Consider the following 16,230-nt stretch of genomic DNA (forward strand, 5'->3'; position numbering starts at 1 on the left):
AGGGTTCATTCATGGTGAGTTTTGTGAAAAGTTTCGCAGATATGCAGAAATACGGAGGCAAGCCAACCACCTTTTATGATGCAGAGATGCTGACGGTGTATTGGGAGACCAAACCAGAGATTATCGAGCGTTTGTTGCCGAAGCCACTGAAGCCAACAAGCCGGCCGGTGGTAAATGCTTTTATCGCCAATTACCCAGCTACGAACTTTTGTCCACCTTATCGTGAAGCTGGATTGTTCGTTCTAGCGGACTATAACGGACAATTAGGCAACTACTGCCTGTCGATGCCTATTACAAGCGATATCGGGATGGCTATGGGCCGGGAAGTATGTGGGCTGCCTAAGAAAATGGCCGATGTGCGTATGAACACCTCAGAAGATGGCATTGATGGGGCAATCGGCCGGCATGGCATTGACTTTTTCAACGTAAAAGCCACTATGGATGGACACTTCAATGACAATGGAACCGAGAAGATTCTGGAGGAATATTACGGCAAAGATATCCCTTTGTATAACATCAAATATGCCAATGCAATTGACGGAAACGGCTTCGATCTGATGCCAACCTTGGTCACACAGCGTTTAGTAAGTGAGGTTAAAGTCTATAAAGCGGCTGAAGCCTCTATCACCTTCCAAGACTCCCCGCATGATCCTTGGAGTGAGCTTGAAGTTGTGAATATGCTGGGCGCGGTTTACACCGTCAGTACAAATGTGCTTGAAAAAGGTAAAATTCTGGAGCCTCTGAATCCAATGGAGTATCTTCCATACTGCTATCTCCGCTGGGACTGGTGGGAGAACAATTTGCAACCTGTTTCCTCAGTATAAGCCTACGTGTTTGAAGTGAGTTTGTACGAAATGAAACCGAAGAAGGATCGGCTAACCAAACATTAGGAGGAATTAGAATGACTAACCTTTTTGATTTGACGGGTAAGACAGCTATTATCGCAGGAGCATCCAGTGGGATCGGGGTACAATTCGCAGAGATGCTTGCTGAGCAAGGAGCAGACATTGCTATTTTGGCCAGAAGATATGACAAGCTTGTAGCAGTAGCCGAGGATATCCGGGCTAAATACCCTGAACGCAGAATAATTCCTATCGAGTGTGATGTAAGAAAAGAGGACCAGATTATTGTGGCTGTTCAAAAGGTTATGGAAGCCTTTGGAAAAATTGATATTCTGCTGAATAATGCTGGTGTGGTGGATGCGGTTCCGATTGAGGCGCTGGAAGAAGAAGCATGGGATCGGGTACTGGATACGGATTTAAAAGGTGTTTTCCTGATGTCGAAACATGTGATCCGGCATATGAAGGAACGGAATTACGGCAAAATCGTCAATACAGCCTCAATGCTAGGCCTTACAGCTTCAGCTTCGGTCCCTACGCATTCTTACAATGCTGCTAAAGGTGGAGTGATCCATCTGACAAGAGGGGTGGCGGCAACTTATGCTAAGCATGGTATCACTGTTAATGCGATTGGACCAAGCTTGTTCAAAACTGAAATGACTGAGAATACGTTATTTGCAGAAAAAGCGCTAAAAATGTACAACGCAGTGTGTCCGATGGGGCGCCCTGGTAATCCGGGAGAACTAAACGGCGCCGTGCTCTACTTTGCTTCAGATGCTTCCAGCTACACTACAGGTCAGACTTTGTTTGTAGATGGCGGCTGGACAATTATATAGAGCTCATCTGGGTCCGTTCTGGGTCCGTAAGCTCAGGGAATCATTGTAATTCCAAAAAAAGGGTATCTCAAAAGCCATGAAAGGGTGGCTGGGATACGCCTTTTTTTGCGTTGTACGATGAGCGGTGCTCCGCCAGTAACAAGAGAATTGCTGAATTTATCAGAAATTGTCGTTAATTTGCCTTAAAAAGTAGACATGACTACCTATGAGTGAGAAAATAGCATGTAGAGTTAGTAATAACTAAAAAGGACGGGATAACATCATGACAATTCGTTTCGGGGTCATTGGAACAAACTTTATTACAGACCGCTTCGTGCAAGCCGGCTTGGAGAATGAGGAGTTTATCCTGACAGCCGTGTACTCTCGCACAATGGAGAAAGGTCAGGCCTTTGCTGCTAAATATGCGGGAGCTACAATTTATACGAATTTGGAAGATATGGTGAAAAGCAAAGATGTAGATGCTATATATATTGCCAGCCCAAATTCTATGCATGCAGAACAAGCGATTATGTGCTTAAATCACGGCAAGCATGTGCTCTGCGAGAAACCGGCTGCATCCAACAGTACGGAGCTTAAAGCTATGATTGAAGCTGCGCGCACAAATGATGTGCTGCTGGTAGAGGCGATGAAATCGACCTTTATGCCGAACTTTGGAGTGATTCGTGATAATTTGTATAAACTCGGCCAAGTTCGCCGTTATTTTGCAAGTTACTGTAAGTACTCCTCCAGATATGATGCCTACCGGCAGGGGACTGTGTTAAATGCGTTTAATCCCGCTTTTTCCAATGGCTCGTTAATGGATCTTGGAGTGTACTGTTTGTATCCAATGGTAGTGCTCTTTGGCAAGCCTCAATCAGTACAGGCAGTGGGTGTCATGCTCTCGTCAGGTGTGGATGGTGAAGGAAGTCTCATTATGAAGTATGACGATATGGATGCGGTAGTTATGCACTCCAAGATTTCCGACTCCTATCTGCCAGCTGAGATTCATGGAGAGAACGGTACGATGGTGATCGACAAGATCAATGAGCCTTATCAGGTGAAAATTTACTATCGTGATGGTACAGTTGAGGAGCTTACGTTGCCTCAGGTGTTTGAACCTATGTATTATGAGGTTGAAGAATTCATCAACTTGATTAAGAATGGTGAACGGGAGAGCAGAATTAATACTCATGAGAACTCCATGGCCGCAGCAGAGATTATGGAGGAAGCCAGAGCACAGATCGGTCTCCGCTATGCCTCAGATTTATAATAAATAGAATGGGGAGCAGGACTTGAAGACTTTTAAAAAGGTTTATATTGAGATAACAAGCGTCTGCAACCTCGCCTGCAGCTTTTGTCCACAAACCGCCCGGACGAAAAATTTCATGAAGCTTGATACGTTTAATACGATATTGGATGAAATTAAACCACACAGCAATCATATTTATCTTCACGTCAAAGGGGAGCCGTTGCTGCATCCCAAGATCGGTGAACTGTTGGATGCTGCTCATGCCAAAGGGTTCAAGGTTAATATTACAACCAATGGCACGTTAATTCATAAAGCCGGACCTAAAATTCTTGGTAAACCCGCACTGCGTCAGATGAACTTTTCTCTGCACAGCTTTGATGGGCATGAAGGGTCAGAGAACCGTGAAGGCTATCTTTCAGAGATAATTTCTTTTGTACGGGAAGCCTCAGCGCAAGGGGTTATTATTTCTTTCCGCTTGTGGAATTTGACGGAGGATAATCTGACGAATCTGGAGAGAAATCGTAACCGTGAAACCCTTGCCCTGCTGGAGGAAGCCTTCAACTTGGATTTCAAGATCGAAGAAAAGGTTGTGCCTGGCAGTGGTGTCAAGATTGCCCCACGCGTCTACCTTAATCAGGATCATGAGTTCCGTTGGCCAGCGCTGAATGAGCCGGAAGATGACGGAAAAGGGTTCTGTCATGCCCTGCGGAGCCAAGCGGCAATCCTTGTGGATGGCACTGTTGTGCCATGCTGTCTGGATGGTGAAGGAGTAATTAACCTAGGCAACATCCATGAAACTCCGTTCTCAGAGATTGTAGAGGGGGAGCGGGCGAACAATTTATTCTATGGCTTCTCACGTAGAGAAGCGGTGGAGGAGCTGTGCCGCAAATGTGGGTATCGGCAGCGGTTCGGAACCTAATGATTGGAATGCAAACAGAACCGGGACATGGCTATTTCATGAGTCCTGGTTCTGTTTTTTAATTAACGGGATTGTATATATATAATAATAGGTCTTTATAGTCTCCACTTTGGAGCGAAGGAGGAGCATATGCTGAAATCACTGGAAGCCATCGCCTTATACCGTGAAGGTGTGCAAGATCATTTGGAGGATCACCTCTGGCTGAAGCTTATTGTCCAAGCGGAGGAGCAGATTGTAAATTTGGAACGTGTGGAATCTCTGGAGGAGCTGGATCGCAGGAATCCCGTACTGGACTATGTGGAACGTAGCTTGCAGATTCTGGACCAACTTCCCCGTTCTATTTGGATAAAAGAGCTGGTGGAAGAAACGTTAATTTGGTCAGAAACGGCTAAGGGAGGTACAGCAAAGGAGCGGCTGGTTTGGCAGAAGGAAGGGATCAATTGTTTTGTACATAATTTAGGTTCCGCACAGTTATATGAGAGATATTTAGGGAGGGCTGTCTCCGAGAAAGGTGCGATGATTCAGCGGCTTATTGAGACTCATGGACTTATAGGACAGCAAATTCGCGGAGAAGTGCCGCCGGAAGTCAATAAGCCACTCCATGATATAGTGGAAGATCAGCTGCTGACCGCGGTGGAACTGGAACGCCTGCTGACCGTGCTCAATCATTGCATCATCGGAGCTGTGTCTCCCGAGTTATGGCAGAATGTGCAGCATGAAGTGAAGCAGCTTATTGAGCTGATTTCTTCAGGCAATCTTGCTAGTCCTATGCCGATGAAGGAACGACTGCGCAGAATGCGGCTGGGTCCGATCTCTAGAGGAGAGGATTTCACTACGGAATGGGCTAAGCTGACGCAGGAAGGTTTCCATGCTGAACGCTTGGAGTCATTAAGTAAGATTACCTTCTGGTATGTGGAATCTGCACTACAGACCTTTTCGCTGGAGCAATTTCTGAAGGTGATGGTGCTTGCTGCCCAGAGGGCGCAGAATCAATCCTTAAGCCATATCAGCTTCGAGCATGTCATGAACAGCATTTACTACGATTACAAGGGTGTTAAGAAGACCAATGTTTATAAGAAGCGGATTATCGAAAAATATTTAGCGGAGCTTACATGGAAGGATATCGAGCAAGGGACTTTGCCTGCTGAGAACCCTCACCTACTCTTGCGGCAATATTCTAAGGAACATCTGCCAGACACGGTATTTTTTCAATTCCAATTCTCGGCAGCGGCAGAGAAGCTGATCGAATTCTGTATGGAAGCTGAAAAATCACCCTTGTATGAACGTGCTGTATTGCTGTTATTCGATCTATTCGAGCTGCGCAGGGATGCTTTTGACCGTTTTCATAATGAAGATACCTACTTAAGCCAAATGAATAATACAGCAGATTATAAAGCTGTAATTCTAGATCATGTCACTGGACAAAAAGTGCTGGATATCGGTCCGGGCGGCGGTGTGCTGCTGGATTTACTGGAAGAGCGTATGCCCGAGGTTACTCCTATCGGCATTGATATATCAAGCAATGTAGTGGAAGCCTTGCGACAACGCAAGCAGCGGGAAGGTCGCCACTGGGAGGTGCTGCAGGGAGATGCGTTGAACCTTAAAGATTTCGTGGAGGCCGGAACGGTGGACACGGTAATTTTCTCTTCGATTTTGCATGAGCTATATTCTTATGTGCCGCTAAATGGTAATAAGTTCAATCACGACACCGTCTCCGCAGCTCTGCGAAGTGCCTTTGCTGTATTGTCAGCTGGCGGGGTTATCATTATCCGCGATGGGATCATGACTGAACCTGCATCATTGCTGCGGAGAGTTCGCTTTCTGGAAGAGGATGGTCTGGTGTGGCTGGAGCGTTATGCGAAGGATTTTGCTGGACGTCAGATTCAGTTTCAGAGATTAGGGGAACAAGAAGTGCTCATGCCCGTTAATGATGCCATGGAATTTTTATATACTTATACCTGGGGCGAAGAGGCTTATATTCACGAAGTCCAAGAACAGTTTGGTTATTTCACCCCTACGGAGTTTGCCTCATTTATTGAACAGATTTTAGGAGAGCAGGCAAAGATTGAGGTCTTCCGGCATTACTTGCAAGAAGGTTATACCGAAGCTCTGCGTGATAGAGTAAGGTTCATGGATGAGAGCGGACAGGAAGTGGCGCTGCCGGACAGCACCTGTTTTATTGTGATTCGGAAGGAATAGCCGAAAAATACATCAGCTGCATCTAAAAAAAGCAATCGGCAGACCCTCTGCTGCGGAGGAGATCCGATTGCTTTTTTATATAGAGATTCTTGCCCTTGTTAGATTAGCACTTCTAGCTGCGACTTATCAGATTCTTCGGCTAAACGTTGAATTTCTTGATAGGTAGCTAATTGTTCTGTCCGCTCATTGGTGTTCTCTTCAGAAGGTTTAATTTCTGTTGATCCTGCTTTATCGATCTGATCTTTAATTTTATCTCCCGTGTCTTTCATGGCATCGCCTAACGTTTCGTTCATTTCCGATAGTTTAGTTTCGATTTTGGATAACTGCTCCCGTTTGGCTGTTGCGGAATGAGTAGAACGAGCCTCATCCAGCTCTATTTCCTTGGTCAGAACTTTTGCCTCGCCACGCATCTTAGTGTGGGTAGAAGAAACTACCTCCATTTGGCTAACATCTTGGCTTACAGAAACAATCGTATTCAATCTTTCGTTCTGTATCTCTTGCTCGGTTTTAGGTTCATCCTTTGGATTAGCTTTTTGAGCATCTTCTAAGTTCTTTTGTTGCTCTTCGAAGCTGTATTTTGCAATTTGTTGGTCAATCGTTTGGAGCTGCTTGTCGAACTCTTTAAGTTGATCTTGAATAGATTCGAGATTATGTGAACTTTTGGTAGTTCTTTCAATCAGACTGTTCTTACTGTCGATGATATTTTGTTTTTGTTTAAGCAGGGAGTTAACCATTCCGTCCATTTTGGATTGATTTTGAAAAGCAGCCTTTGCAGATTTACTTATTGATAATTTATCTCCATTACCATTACCACTAGTATTGCTGTTTGATTTCATAGTTTTATCATGAGTTTGGTGACTAACAGATACATTAAACCTCGTTCCCATAGATGCGGTCATATTCGTTATGTGCATGGTTCATTATCCTCCTACGACGATAAGATCTATCTATAATATATCGGCAAATCAGCAGCAATACTTAATAAGGAGAGCTGTTAGCCGCAGCGTTGTTTGATGGACGCTTAACAGCTTTTTTGTCCAAACTATCCCGGAAGAGGAAGATATTTTCGATTCCAGGCTTTGTAATGTCTATTTACCGGTGAATTTTTGTCGAAAGTTAGAGGGAGAAATGCCTTCTTTCTTGGAGAAGCAGGAAGAGTAGTAAGTAATATGATGGAAGCCAACCTCTTCAGCGATGCGGGCAATGGACCAGGAAGTTTGAATTAACAGCCGTTTGGATTGTTCTAGACGATAGGACAGGAGATAGGCCATAGGGGTCACACCGTATATTTTTAGCATGTTTTTGGCGAGATAGTTGGGATGATAGTTAAGTTCTTTTTGAAGTAAGGAGTTAGAGACATCACGAGTATAATTTTGCCGAATGAACAATTCAATCTTCTCGGCAAGATGAATGGCGGTTGCATCGGATGCCTCGGCCAGATCGCGGTCCAAGAATTGCAGGAACTGTTGAAAGGAGGCTTGGCGCTTCCAGTTGCGCATCGACTGGGGTTCTTGTTCCAGATGGAAAAAGAACTCTAATACCTCCATTGCCTTCTCTGATATTTCCGTATACTTCGGAATAAAGATCGAGCATACATCGCAGTGATTTAAATAAGCTTTTTGTTTATGGCTTTCGATGAGCTCGCTCTGATTTTCCAGACATTCGTTCATATCCTGACACTCGATCCAGCTGCCGAAGGTCTGGAAATGAATCCAGATGATTTCTGTTTCGATAGGACAAGGGGCAAAGCCATAGTGATGGGCATCTGGACGAAGGATGAGGAATTCTCCTTCCTTTAGCTCCCAGTGCACCTCGTTCTCGGCGATGGGCAACATCCCCTTTTTAACAATGATTAGATCAAATACGCCGATGCAATTACGACTGATATGATAGTCTCCAGCATTGTAGTGAGCACGACCACAGTCTATGAAATAAGGAATAGGCGGTGTGATAAAGCTAAGAATCGGTGAGTTCATCGCGAGCCTCCAAAAGGTTGTATTTCCTAAAAATCAGGTTGGAATCCATCGTTTTTTTATGATGTAGATGAAACTAGCCTGCACCTTTCCTGAACTCCGAGGGCGAGCATTTCATCGCTTTACGGAAAACCTTTATGAAATAGCTTACATTATCAAATCCGACCTCGAATGCGATGTCGGATATTTTTCTTTCACTTTGTTGCAGTAGATCGGCAGCCTGGCGAATCCGGTATGAGTTGATGTAATCGACCGGCGTTTTACGAGTCATCATTTTGAAGAAGCGGCAGAATTGCCCCTCGCTCATGGGAATAAGCTCTGATAGATCACGGGTACGGATCGGTTCCTGATAGTTATCTTGGATATAAAGGATCACCTTTTTAAGGCGGTTAATTTTGGTGGTATCAGCATCATCTGATTGGCTGCGGTTCTCAAATCGGCCCTCTGCGGTAATCTTGGAAAGCATGATTAGCAAAGTTCCTTTCATAAAGGTCTCAAATCCGGGCATTTTATTAGCGTATGCCTCCATCATTTGCTCCAGATGATGAAGCAGCTCCTGCTGCCAAGGGACATCGGGTGTAATATGTCTCGGAAAGCTCTGGCGTTTCTCTTGCAGTGGCAAAATCGCGTTTTGCTGGATCGTATCGTATTGGGCGCTAGCCAAAAGATCAGGCAGAAATACAAGCGCACAGAATTTGCAGGGGGTGTCTTCGTTCAGCACATAGGCGGCGTGTATATCGCCAGATTCGATAAATACCGCTTCGCCCGCGCGGAGTGGAAAATATTCTGTGTCTACTTGGAACAGAATTTCTCCTTCTAGCAGCATAAAGAACTCTGCTTCTTCATGCCAATGTGTATCGAGTACATGCGTTCCGGATGGAAGATCTATCCAATAAGCAGCGAGTGGAAACATACTATCTCCATGAACTCTGTTTTCTTTTAGCAAACTCTGAGTTGTACGGTCCATATAAAGGCCTCTTTTCTTAAAAAAACATCAAAATAGTGTTATAAATGAGCTATATAGTATTAGTTTTGTTCATTTTTTATCGGTATAATGCAACTATAAACACCAAATTGAAAGGTGGCAAGTACACAATGAAATTTACTGATGGTCTCTGGCTGGTTCGTGAAGGTATCACGATTAACGGCGCAGTTCAAAATTATGTTGTAGAAAAGACTCCCGAAGGATTAACAGCAATTACACAAACGACTCCAATCACAGGGCGCGCAGCAACGCTGAATTCAACCCTGCTTACTGTAAAATTCCATTCCCCGCTTCCAGGCGTGGTAGGCATTAAAATAATTCATCATGATGGTGTACAGGAACGTGGTCCGGTTTTCGAACTGACTAAAGGTACTGGCGATCATGTGAAGATTGAAGAAACGGATCTCGAAACCGTGCTGATCAGCGGCGGACTTCGTGTAGTGATTCGCAAAGGCGAACAATGGGCGGTGGATTTCTATCGCGGCGAAGAACGTATTACAGGCAGTGGCTTTAAATCCATGGCTTACATCACCGACCAAGACGGTAACACGTACATGCGTGATGAGCTGGATCTCGGCGTAGGCGAATTCGTATATGGTCTGGGCGAACGTTTTACCGCTTTCGTGAAAAATGGACAAACCGTTGATATCTGGAACAAAGACGGCGGCACTAGCTCTGAGCAAGCTTACAAAAACATTCCTTTCTACGTATCAAGCAAAGGTTATGGCGTATTCGTGAATCATCCGGAATTGGTTTCCTATGAAATCGCTTCAGAAAAAGTGAAAAAAGCCCAATTCAGCGTAGCTGGAGAAAGCTTGGAATACTTCGTGATTGATGGACCTACCATTAAAGACGTTATTAGTAACTATACTGCTCTTACAGGTAAACCAGCGCTTCCACCAGCATGGACTTTTGGCTTGTGGCTGACAACTTCGTTCACTACCAACTATGATGAAGAGACTGTAAATTCCTTCGTAGAAGGTATGGCAGAACGTGATCTGCCGCTGCATGTATTCCACTTTGACTGCTTCTGGATGCGTGAGTATCAATGGACTGATTTTGAATGGGATAAACGTGTATTCCCAGATCCAGAGGGCATGCTGAAACGCCTGAAGGAAAAAGGCCTGAAGATCTGCGTATGGATCAACTCTTATATTGGTCAACGTTCACGCTTGTTTGAAGAAGGCAAGAAAAACGGCTACCTGATCAAAAAGCCTAACGGCGATGTTTATCAATGTGACCTGTGGCAAGCGGGTATGGGACTGGTGGATTTCACTAACCCTGCGGCTTGTGAATGGTATGCCGGCTACCTGCGTGATTTGGTAGATATGGGCGTAGACAGCTTCAAGACAGACTTCGGTGAGCGGATTCCTACAGATGTAGTTTATTTCGACGGATCTGATCCGATGAAAATGCACAACTACTACACTCAACTGTACAACAAAGTTGTATTTGAAGTATTGGAAGAGAAGCTTGGTAAGAATGAGGCAGCATTGTTCGCACGTTCTGCAACTGCTGGCGGCCAACAATTCCCAGTTCACTGGGGCGGAGATTGCTACGCAGATTATGAATCCATGGCAGAAAGCCTTCGCGGCGGTTTGTCCCTGGGCTTGTCCGGTTTCGGTTTCTGGAGTCACGATATCGGTGGTTTCGAGAACACTGCTCCGGCACATGTATTCAAACGCTGGTTAGCTTTTGGACTGTTGTCCAGCCACAGCCGTCTGCACGGCAGCACTTCGTACCGTGTGCCTTGGGCGTACGATGATGAAGCTTGTGATGTTACCCGCTTCTTCACGAAGCTTAAATGCAGCTTGATGCCTTACCTGTATGATGTGGCTGGGCAGGCTGCAGAGCATGGCTGGGCTTCTATGCGGGCGATGGTTATGGAATTCCCGGAAGATCCAACATGCGAAGTGCTCGATCGCCAATACATGCTGGGTGATTCCTTGCTCGTAGCGCCTATTTTCCAAGAAAACGGCGAAGTGAAATACTATCTGCCAGCAGGTCGCTGGACTCACCTGTTATCTGGTGAAACTGTACAAGGCGGATCATGGCGCAAAGAGAAATATGATTTCTTCAGCCTGCCACTGTTCGTTCGTCAGAACTCCTTGCTGGCAATCGGCAGCATCGACAACAAACCGGATTATGACTTTGCGGATGGCGTGAAATTTGGCCTGTATTCACTTGAAGAAGGTACTACTACTTCTGCAACCGTACGTGATCTTAAAGGTGCTCCAGAATTGACTGTGAAGGCTGCCCGCAAAGGCAACAGCGTAACAGTTACTGCAGAAGGCAGCGGTAAAGAATTCTCGCTTTCCCTTAAAGATCTGGGAGCTATCGCTTCCGTAGAAGGTGCAGAGCAAGTGGATGAGACTACAGTGAAAGTAAACGCGGGTGCAAAATCTGTATCGTTTACCATTACACTGAAATAAGATGATTTCTTAAAGCATATTGATATAGCCATAACCTCTCTTGTAGACTGGGTGAACGATCCGTTCCCTGGTTTATAGGAGAGGTTTTAGTGTTACAATCTTAACTAATAACGGGGGAAACGTTATGAATACTAATTTAATTAAGGGAAGTGGAGTTTTGAATCAGACGGACTATACCTCTGCTACGGTTCTTTCAACCGCCGCTAATTTTATTATGAATAGGCAAGAACCTTTTACACATACCTTCCGGACTTATATTCGTTTACGGGAAAACGGCCCGTTGCAGCTGAAATTTTGGCATAGCAATGCGGTGGATTCCACCTGGGACCAAGGGCTTGAAGCTTCGGGCAGTGAGCCTGGGGGCAGTTGGGTAATCGAATCGGCTTTTATCGCGGATGGAGGGACTGAGCCAAACGGAGCTATTATTGAGCATACACAACATGCTGTCACCTTTGAAGGCAATGTCTCCAAGTCAGTAGCGGCCGGTGAATGCTTCTGGAGTGATGAGACAAGTATCAATCTTCCCGATGGCCATTACTTAGCATTTACATGGACAATTAAGACAACTACTGCGGGCAAATCCATTCCTTTCAACGTAGAAGGGATGCTGGCAACCGCTTATGATGCGCCCGGAAATCTGGCTACACAGGAATCAGCCGATGGATTTACAGAATCTGACAAGCTTTTGGTACTGCCAAGCTATATCGGGTATAAGAAAGCTGTGAATAAGAAGCTAGTATTTTTGGGAGATTCGATTACTCAAGGTGTGCGGACATTAAAGGACGGATACGAATATTGGGCAGCGAGAATTGCGGATGGTCTTGGTGCAGAGATTGGTGTATGGAATCTCGGCTCAGGCTGGGCTAGAGCGTATGATGTGGCTGCGGATGGCCCTTGGCTTCACAAAGCTAAACAGAGTGATGAACTGATGATTGTCCTCGGCGTAAATGATATTGATATTGGCTGCCGCTCTGCAGATGAGTTACTTGGTGATCTGACAACTATTATTGCTAAGATCAAAACAGCAAATGCTGATGCTAGTATTATTCTAAGTACGGTGCCGCCGTTTAATTTTCAGGAGGCAAGAGAAGAAACTTGGCGTAGAGTGAATCATGAAATCCTGACTAACCCACCCGCTGGAGTAGACCGTGTGTTTGATATAGCAAGCCTATTATCGTTGCCTGCACCAGACGATCACCGGATCAGACCGGAATATATGAGTGGACAAGACGACCCGCATCCGAACGGCATAGCCGGTAAGACGGTTGCGGACGCCTTTTTAAACTGGTATTGATCAACTCTTAAATGTGTCCCGGTAGTCCTTAGGTGAAGATCCGACCTGCTTCTTAAACACTTTGCTGAAATATTTAACATCATGAAAACCGACCATTTCGGAGATTTGGGCCAGCTTCAGACGAGGATTCTGCAATAGTAGTTTAGCTTTATCTATTCGAATATTAACAATAAAGTCGGAGAAGTTAATCCCGTATTCCTGTTTGAATCGGCGGGAAATATATTCACGGCTAACAAAAAACTTTCCGGCCACTTCCTGTAAGGACAGGTCGGAAGCGTAATTAAGCTCGATGTATTTGACGATATCATGCATCGGATTACGTTCTTTAGCTTGTTTCAGGGCGATTACTTCGGCCAGCTCCTGCATTAGGGTATACGACCAGTCACGCCAAGCGAATAAGGAGAACGAGTAACCGTTCGTATAAGGAGCTGGGTGAAGCTGGTCGGCCTGTTCAAGCTCGGCCAGTGCGCCTTCAGCTTCAGGGCCTAACATTTCCCGTACCAGCTGGGAACGAAATAGTAGAGCATCATTTTTCCATGAGTTTAGGATTTCTGGCGTAACAATTCCGCCTCGGCTAAGCTCATCTACCCAGTGCTGCGCAGCTGTTGATAATATCTCTGGACTTCCGCTGATGACTGCCATTTTCCAATCTTCCTTGACGTCAGCAAAGTTCGTTGTTGATACATTACCGCGAACCTCTGCTTTGGCGATCTCTTTACGATCTCTGAATTCTTCGGAGGAAGAGGAGAAATGGCAGTAATCCTCATGAATTAATAAGTTTCGGCGTTGTAAGGCCTCTGCCACCTCTGCACGCTGATAAGGTAACTGCTTAGGTAAGTTGCCGATGCTGCTGATTCCAAAATGCATTCGGACCTGCAAGGTAGAGTAGATGCCATGATTGATTCTGCCTATTAGCTCGACAACAGAGGTTTGAATATCCCACAGAATAATCGCAATCTCCGGAGGACCTCCCCAATAACGAAAAGCAACACCCTTATGCGGACTGTGCAAAAATTCATTACAAATATTGACGATAGCGTAGTTCATTAGCTCGGTGTCTCCGCCAAAACGTTTAATCAACGGATTGTTACCCGCATCTGTCTGCACCAATATTAACCGAGCGGAATGGATGCTTTCCGGAATGATACCATCACTGCATAACCTCCGCAAAGATAAATCAGAATTGATCGGATCATCAATTAGTGCAGATAATAGCTTTTCCCCATAAATGGGCTTGAACTCATTAAGCTGAATACTCTGTTTCTGCCGTTCGCTTCGGTCGTCTTCTTCTGAGCGCCAGGCTGCAACTGCTTTAGCTACCGCTACATTGATTGCCTCGGCTTCGATAGGTTTCAGGATATAATCAATACCCCCATGCCGCACAGTCTGCCGTACGAACTCAAAATCATTATGTCCGCTGACTACAATAAACTTAGTGTTGCCGGCGAATTCGTTCACCCAGGTCATTAACTCTATCCCATTACCTGATTCCATCATCATATCCATAATGACTAATGCTGGTTTAGCCTGCCGGATGATCTCGATGGCTTCATTTCCATTTCCGGCTTCCAGAATTTCATCTATTTGATGGGCGTCCCAGTCGACAAGCAGTCTGACTGCCTTTCTAACTCTTGCCTCGTCATCAACAATCAACGCCTTCATATCTTTTCACGCTCCGCTATAATTTCAATTTCCAATTTCACTACTACTCCGCCCGCTCTAAGGTTATCCACAGTTAAAGTGGCGCTATCTCCGCACACAAACTTGAGTCGAGCCAGAACGTTCGGCAGACCAATACCTGATCCTGTAGCTTCCTTGGTTTGCTCTGTATTTCTTAATAAATCTATATCTGTTCTAGTAGGATGCTGTAGCTTCTGCTTTAAAAGATCTAACTTCGCTGAAGGGATCGCATTTCCGTTATTTTGGATACAGATTTCCATCCGGTTGTCATCCACTCTTGTTGCGGTGATTTCAATGAATCCGTCACTGCGGGAAAGATTAAAGCCGTGTTTGAAATAATTTTCTACAATAGGCTGTAAAATCATTTTCGGCATAAACGTCTCTAAAAGTGATTCCTCCATATCGTAGCGGAAACTGAACTTATTTTCAAAACGTTCCTTTTGCAGTTCAATGTAGGCTTTGACATGATCCAGCTCATCCTTAACAGTTACGATCTTCTCCTCATTGTACATGCTGTAGCGCATCATTTTGGCTAGAGCTGAAAGAAGTGAGTAAATTTGGGGCACTTTAAGCTCTAAGGCCAGCGTGCCAATGATCTGTAACGTGTTATTCAGAAAATGCGGGTTGATTTGTGCCTGCAGTGCCCGCAGTTCATTGGTCTTATTGGACAATTCCAGCTTGTACTCTCTTAAAATCAGGTTGTTGATCGTGTCCATCATACTGCGGAATCGCTCGGTAACCACGCCAATCTCATCTTTGCCCATAGGTTGAATTTCAACATCAAGATTACCGGTCTGCACCTGATTCATGTAACGAGTCAACTGCTTGATAGGAGCCGTGATTCGAAAAGAGATCAGGGTCGTTAACGTGGCAATTGTAATCAAAAGTAGAACAAGGAGGAATATATTGATCGCTGCCGCCTCATTGGCTTCCCGGAAAAGATAGGACGTAGGAATCTGCTTCACGAGGGTCCAATTTAAACCTTGGGTTTCGATTCTTTGGTAAATAAACACAGCATCTTCCTCTTCAAAATACCCTTGCGAGCTTTGAGTTGTGGCGATTTGCTTGTTGTACCAAGAAGCGTGTAGGCGCTTGCCGTATTCCTCACTGTTGCTTCCGTATACAATCCTGCCATCGCCATCCAGCAGCCAAATGTTCTCCTGCTTCTGATCATATAACTGGCTGACGATGTCGGTAAGAGCCGTTAGCTTAACATCGATCGACAGGAAGCCGAGTGGAGTGGTAGTTGGAATCCTTTCAATTCGTCTATGCAATGTGAACACAGGCTCCGGTATGAGTTGCGGGATAGGTGAAGTTAGGCCATAGCTGTGACTTATATGTGTACTTTGTATAAACACAGGAGAACTGCTAGTGATCTCTGAGTCGGCATAAGGGGGGATACCCTGCCAACGTTTGGGTGTATTTTGGGTGAGCAAAGTGGCTTTTCTATCCTTGACACCGTAAAGATACACCTGGGATATATCTGGCATGGATGAAGAAATGTAATTTAGAGAAGAATAAATTCGTGTGTTTGCTGCCATATCCTCGTATCCCGCTTCGAGCAATCTGTAGAAATCTGAATCTGAATAGACGATAAGGGAGAGACGATTGATCTCCTGAATCAGACTTTCGATGTTTCTATTGCCTTGAAAGAGGAGGTTCGTATTCTCATCTACTGCCCTTGTTCTTAGGGATTGAGTGCTATAGTGATAGCTAATAAACATGGTGGCCATAATACAGATTAACGTTGGCAGTAGGATAAAAACGATCAATTTTGTGCGAATCGTGTTCCATTTCATCGAAATTTGTCACATCCGATCAATATTTTACACCTGAAAGATCACT

The 16,230-nt window shown here is 45.0% G+C and carries 12 protein-coding genes; 7 read left to right on the forward strand and 5 right to left on the reverse strand.

Annotated features, from left to right (window positions below; genetic code table 11):
• The first annotated feature begins 11 nt into the window (after positions 1-11).
• The 5 genes from MHB56_RS18745 to MHB56_RS18765 all read left to right on the forward strand — a co-directional run bounded on the left by MHB56_RS18745 (position 12) and on the right by MHB56_RS18765 (position 6,021).
• On the forward strand, positions 12-824 hold the full coding sequence (locus MHB56_RS18745; protein ID WP_341143864.1) for an acetoacetate decarboxylase family protein: 813 nt from the start codon (positions 12-14) through the stop codon (positions 822-824).
• 77 nt (positions 825-901) lie between these two features.
• Positions 902-1,675: an SDR family NAD(P)-dependent oxidoreductase gene (locus MHB56_RS18750; RefSeq protein WP_036680744.1), complete on the forward strand. Its 774-nt coding sequence runs from the start codon at positions 902-904 to the stop codon at positions 1,673-1,675.
• Between the two features lie 262 nt (positions 1,676-1,937).
• Positions 1,938-2,924 carry a Gfo/Idh/MocA family protein gene (locus MHB56_RS18755; RefSeq protein ID WP_038568824.1) on the forward strand — a complete coding sequence of 329 codons (987 nt, stop codon included), beginning with the start codon at positions 1,938-1,940 and terminating at the stop codon, positions 2,922-2,924.
• Between the two features lie 22 nt (positions 2,925-2,946).
• Positions 2,947-3,822: a radical SAM/SPASM domain-containing protein gene (locus MHB56_RS18760; RefSeq protein WP_036680750.1), complete on the forward strand. Its 876-nt coding sequence runs from the start codon at positions 2,947-2,949 to the stop codon at positions 3,820-3,822.
• A 129-nt stretch (positions 3,823-3,951) separates the two neighbouring features.
• Entirely contained in the window at positions 3,952-6,021 is a 2,070-nt protein-coding gene (locus tag MHB56_RS18765) for a class I SAM-dependent methyltransferase (protein ID WP_341143865.1), read from the forward strand.
• A 98-nt stretch (positions 6,022-6,119) separates the two neighbouring features.
• Here MHB56_RS18765 and MHB56_RS18770 read toward each other — a convergent pair whose 3' ends face one another.
• The 3 genes from MHB56_RS18770 to MHB56_RS18780 form a co-directional block, all read right to left on the reverse strand.
• Positions 6,120-6,935, reverse strand: coding sequence for a hypothetical protein (locus tag MHB56_RS18770; RefSeq protein WP_341143866.1), 816 nt, complete (start codon positions 6,933-6,935; stop codon positions 6,120-6,122).
• A gap of 174 nt (positions 6,936-7,109) precedes the next feature.
• On the reverse strand, positions 7,110-7,997 hold the full coding sequence (locus MHB56_RS18775) for a helix-turn-helix transcriptional regulator (protein WP_076129612.1): 888 nt from the start codon (positions 7,995-7,997) through the stop codon (positions 7,110-7,112).
• Between the two features lie 73 nt (positions 7,998-8,070).
• Complete coding sequence (locus MHB56_RS18780; RefSeq protein ID WP_339171540.1) at positions 8,071-8,961, reverse strand: AraC family transcriptional regulator; 891 nt, start codon at positions 8,959-8,961, stop codon at positions 8,071-8,073.
• Positions 8,962-9,089: 128 nt separating this feature from the next.
• Between MHB56_RS18780 and yicI the strand changes: the two genes are divergently transcribed.
• Together yicI and MHB56_RS18790 are read left to right on the forward strand one after the other, a co-directional pair.
• Complete coding sequence (gene yicI, locus MHB56_RS18785) at positions 9,090-11,411, forward strand: alpha-xylosidase (protein WP_076129610.1); 2,322 nt, start codon at positions 9,090-9,092, stop codon at positions 11,409-11,411.
• A gap of 124 nt (positions 11,412-11,535) precedes the next feature.
• Positions 11,536-12,705, forward strand: a complete 1,170-nt coding sequence (locus MHB56_RS18790; protein WP_076184999.1) for an SGNH/GDSL hydrolase family protein — start codon at positions 11,536-11,538, stop codon at positions 12,703-12,705.
• Here MHB56_RS18790 and MHB56_RS18795 read toward each other — a convergent pair whose 3' ends face one another.
• The gene (locus MHB56_RS18795; protein WP_076185000.1) at positions 12,706-14,367 is read right to left on the reverse strand and encodes a response regulator transcription factor; all 1,662 of its coding nucleotides are present in this window, start codon (positions 14,365-14,367) and stop codon (positions 12,706-12,708) included.
• Positions 14,364-16,184: a cache domain-containing sensor histidine kinase gene (locus tag MHB56_RS18800; protein WP_341143867.1), complete on the reverse strand. Its 1,821-nt coding sequence runs from the start codon at positions 16,182-16,184 to the stop codon at positions 14,364-14,366. The genes MHB56_RS18795 and MHB56_RS18800 overlap by 4 nt, the downstream gene beginning before the upstream one ends.
• Between the last annotated feature and the right edge of the window lie 46 nt (positions 16,185-16,230).

Origin of the sequence: Paenibacillus sp. FSL H8-0315 (genome assembly GCF_038005365.1) — a bacterium.
Classification (GTDB): Bacteria; Bacillota; Bacilli; order Paenibacillales; family Paenibacillaceae; genus Paenibacillus_AQ; species Paenibacillus_AQ odorifer.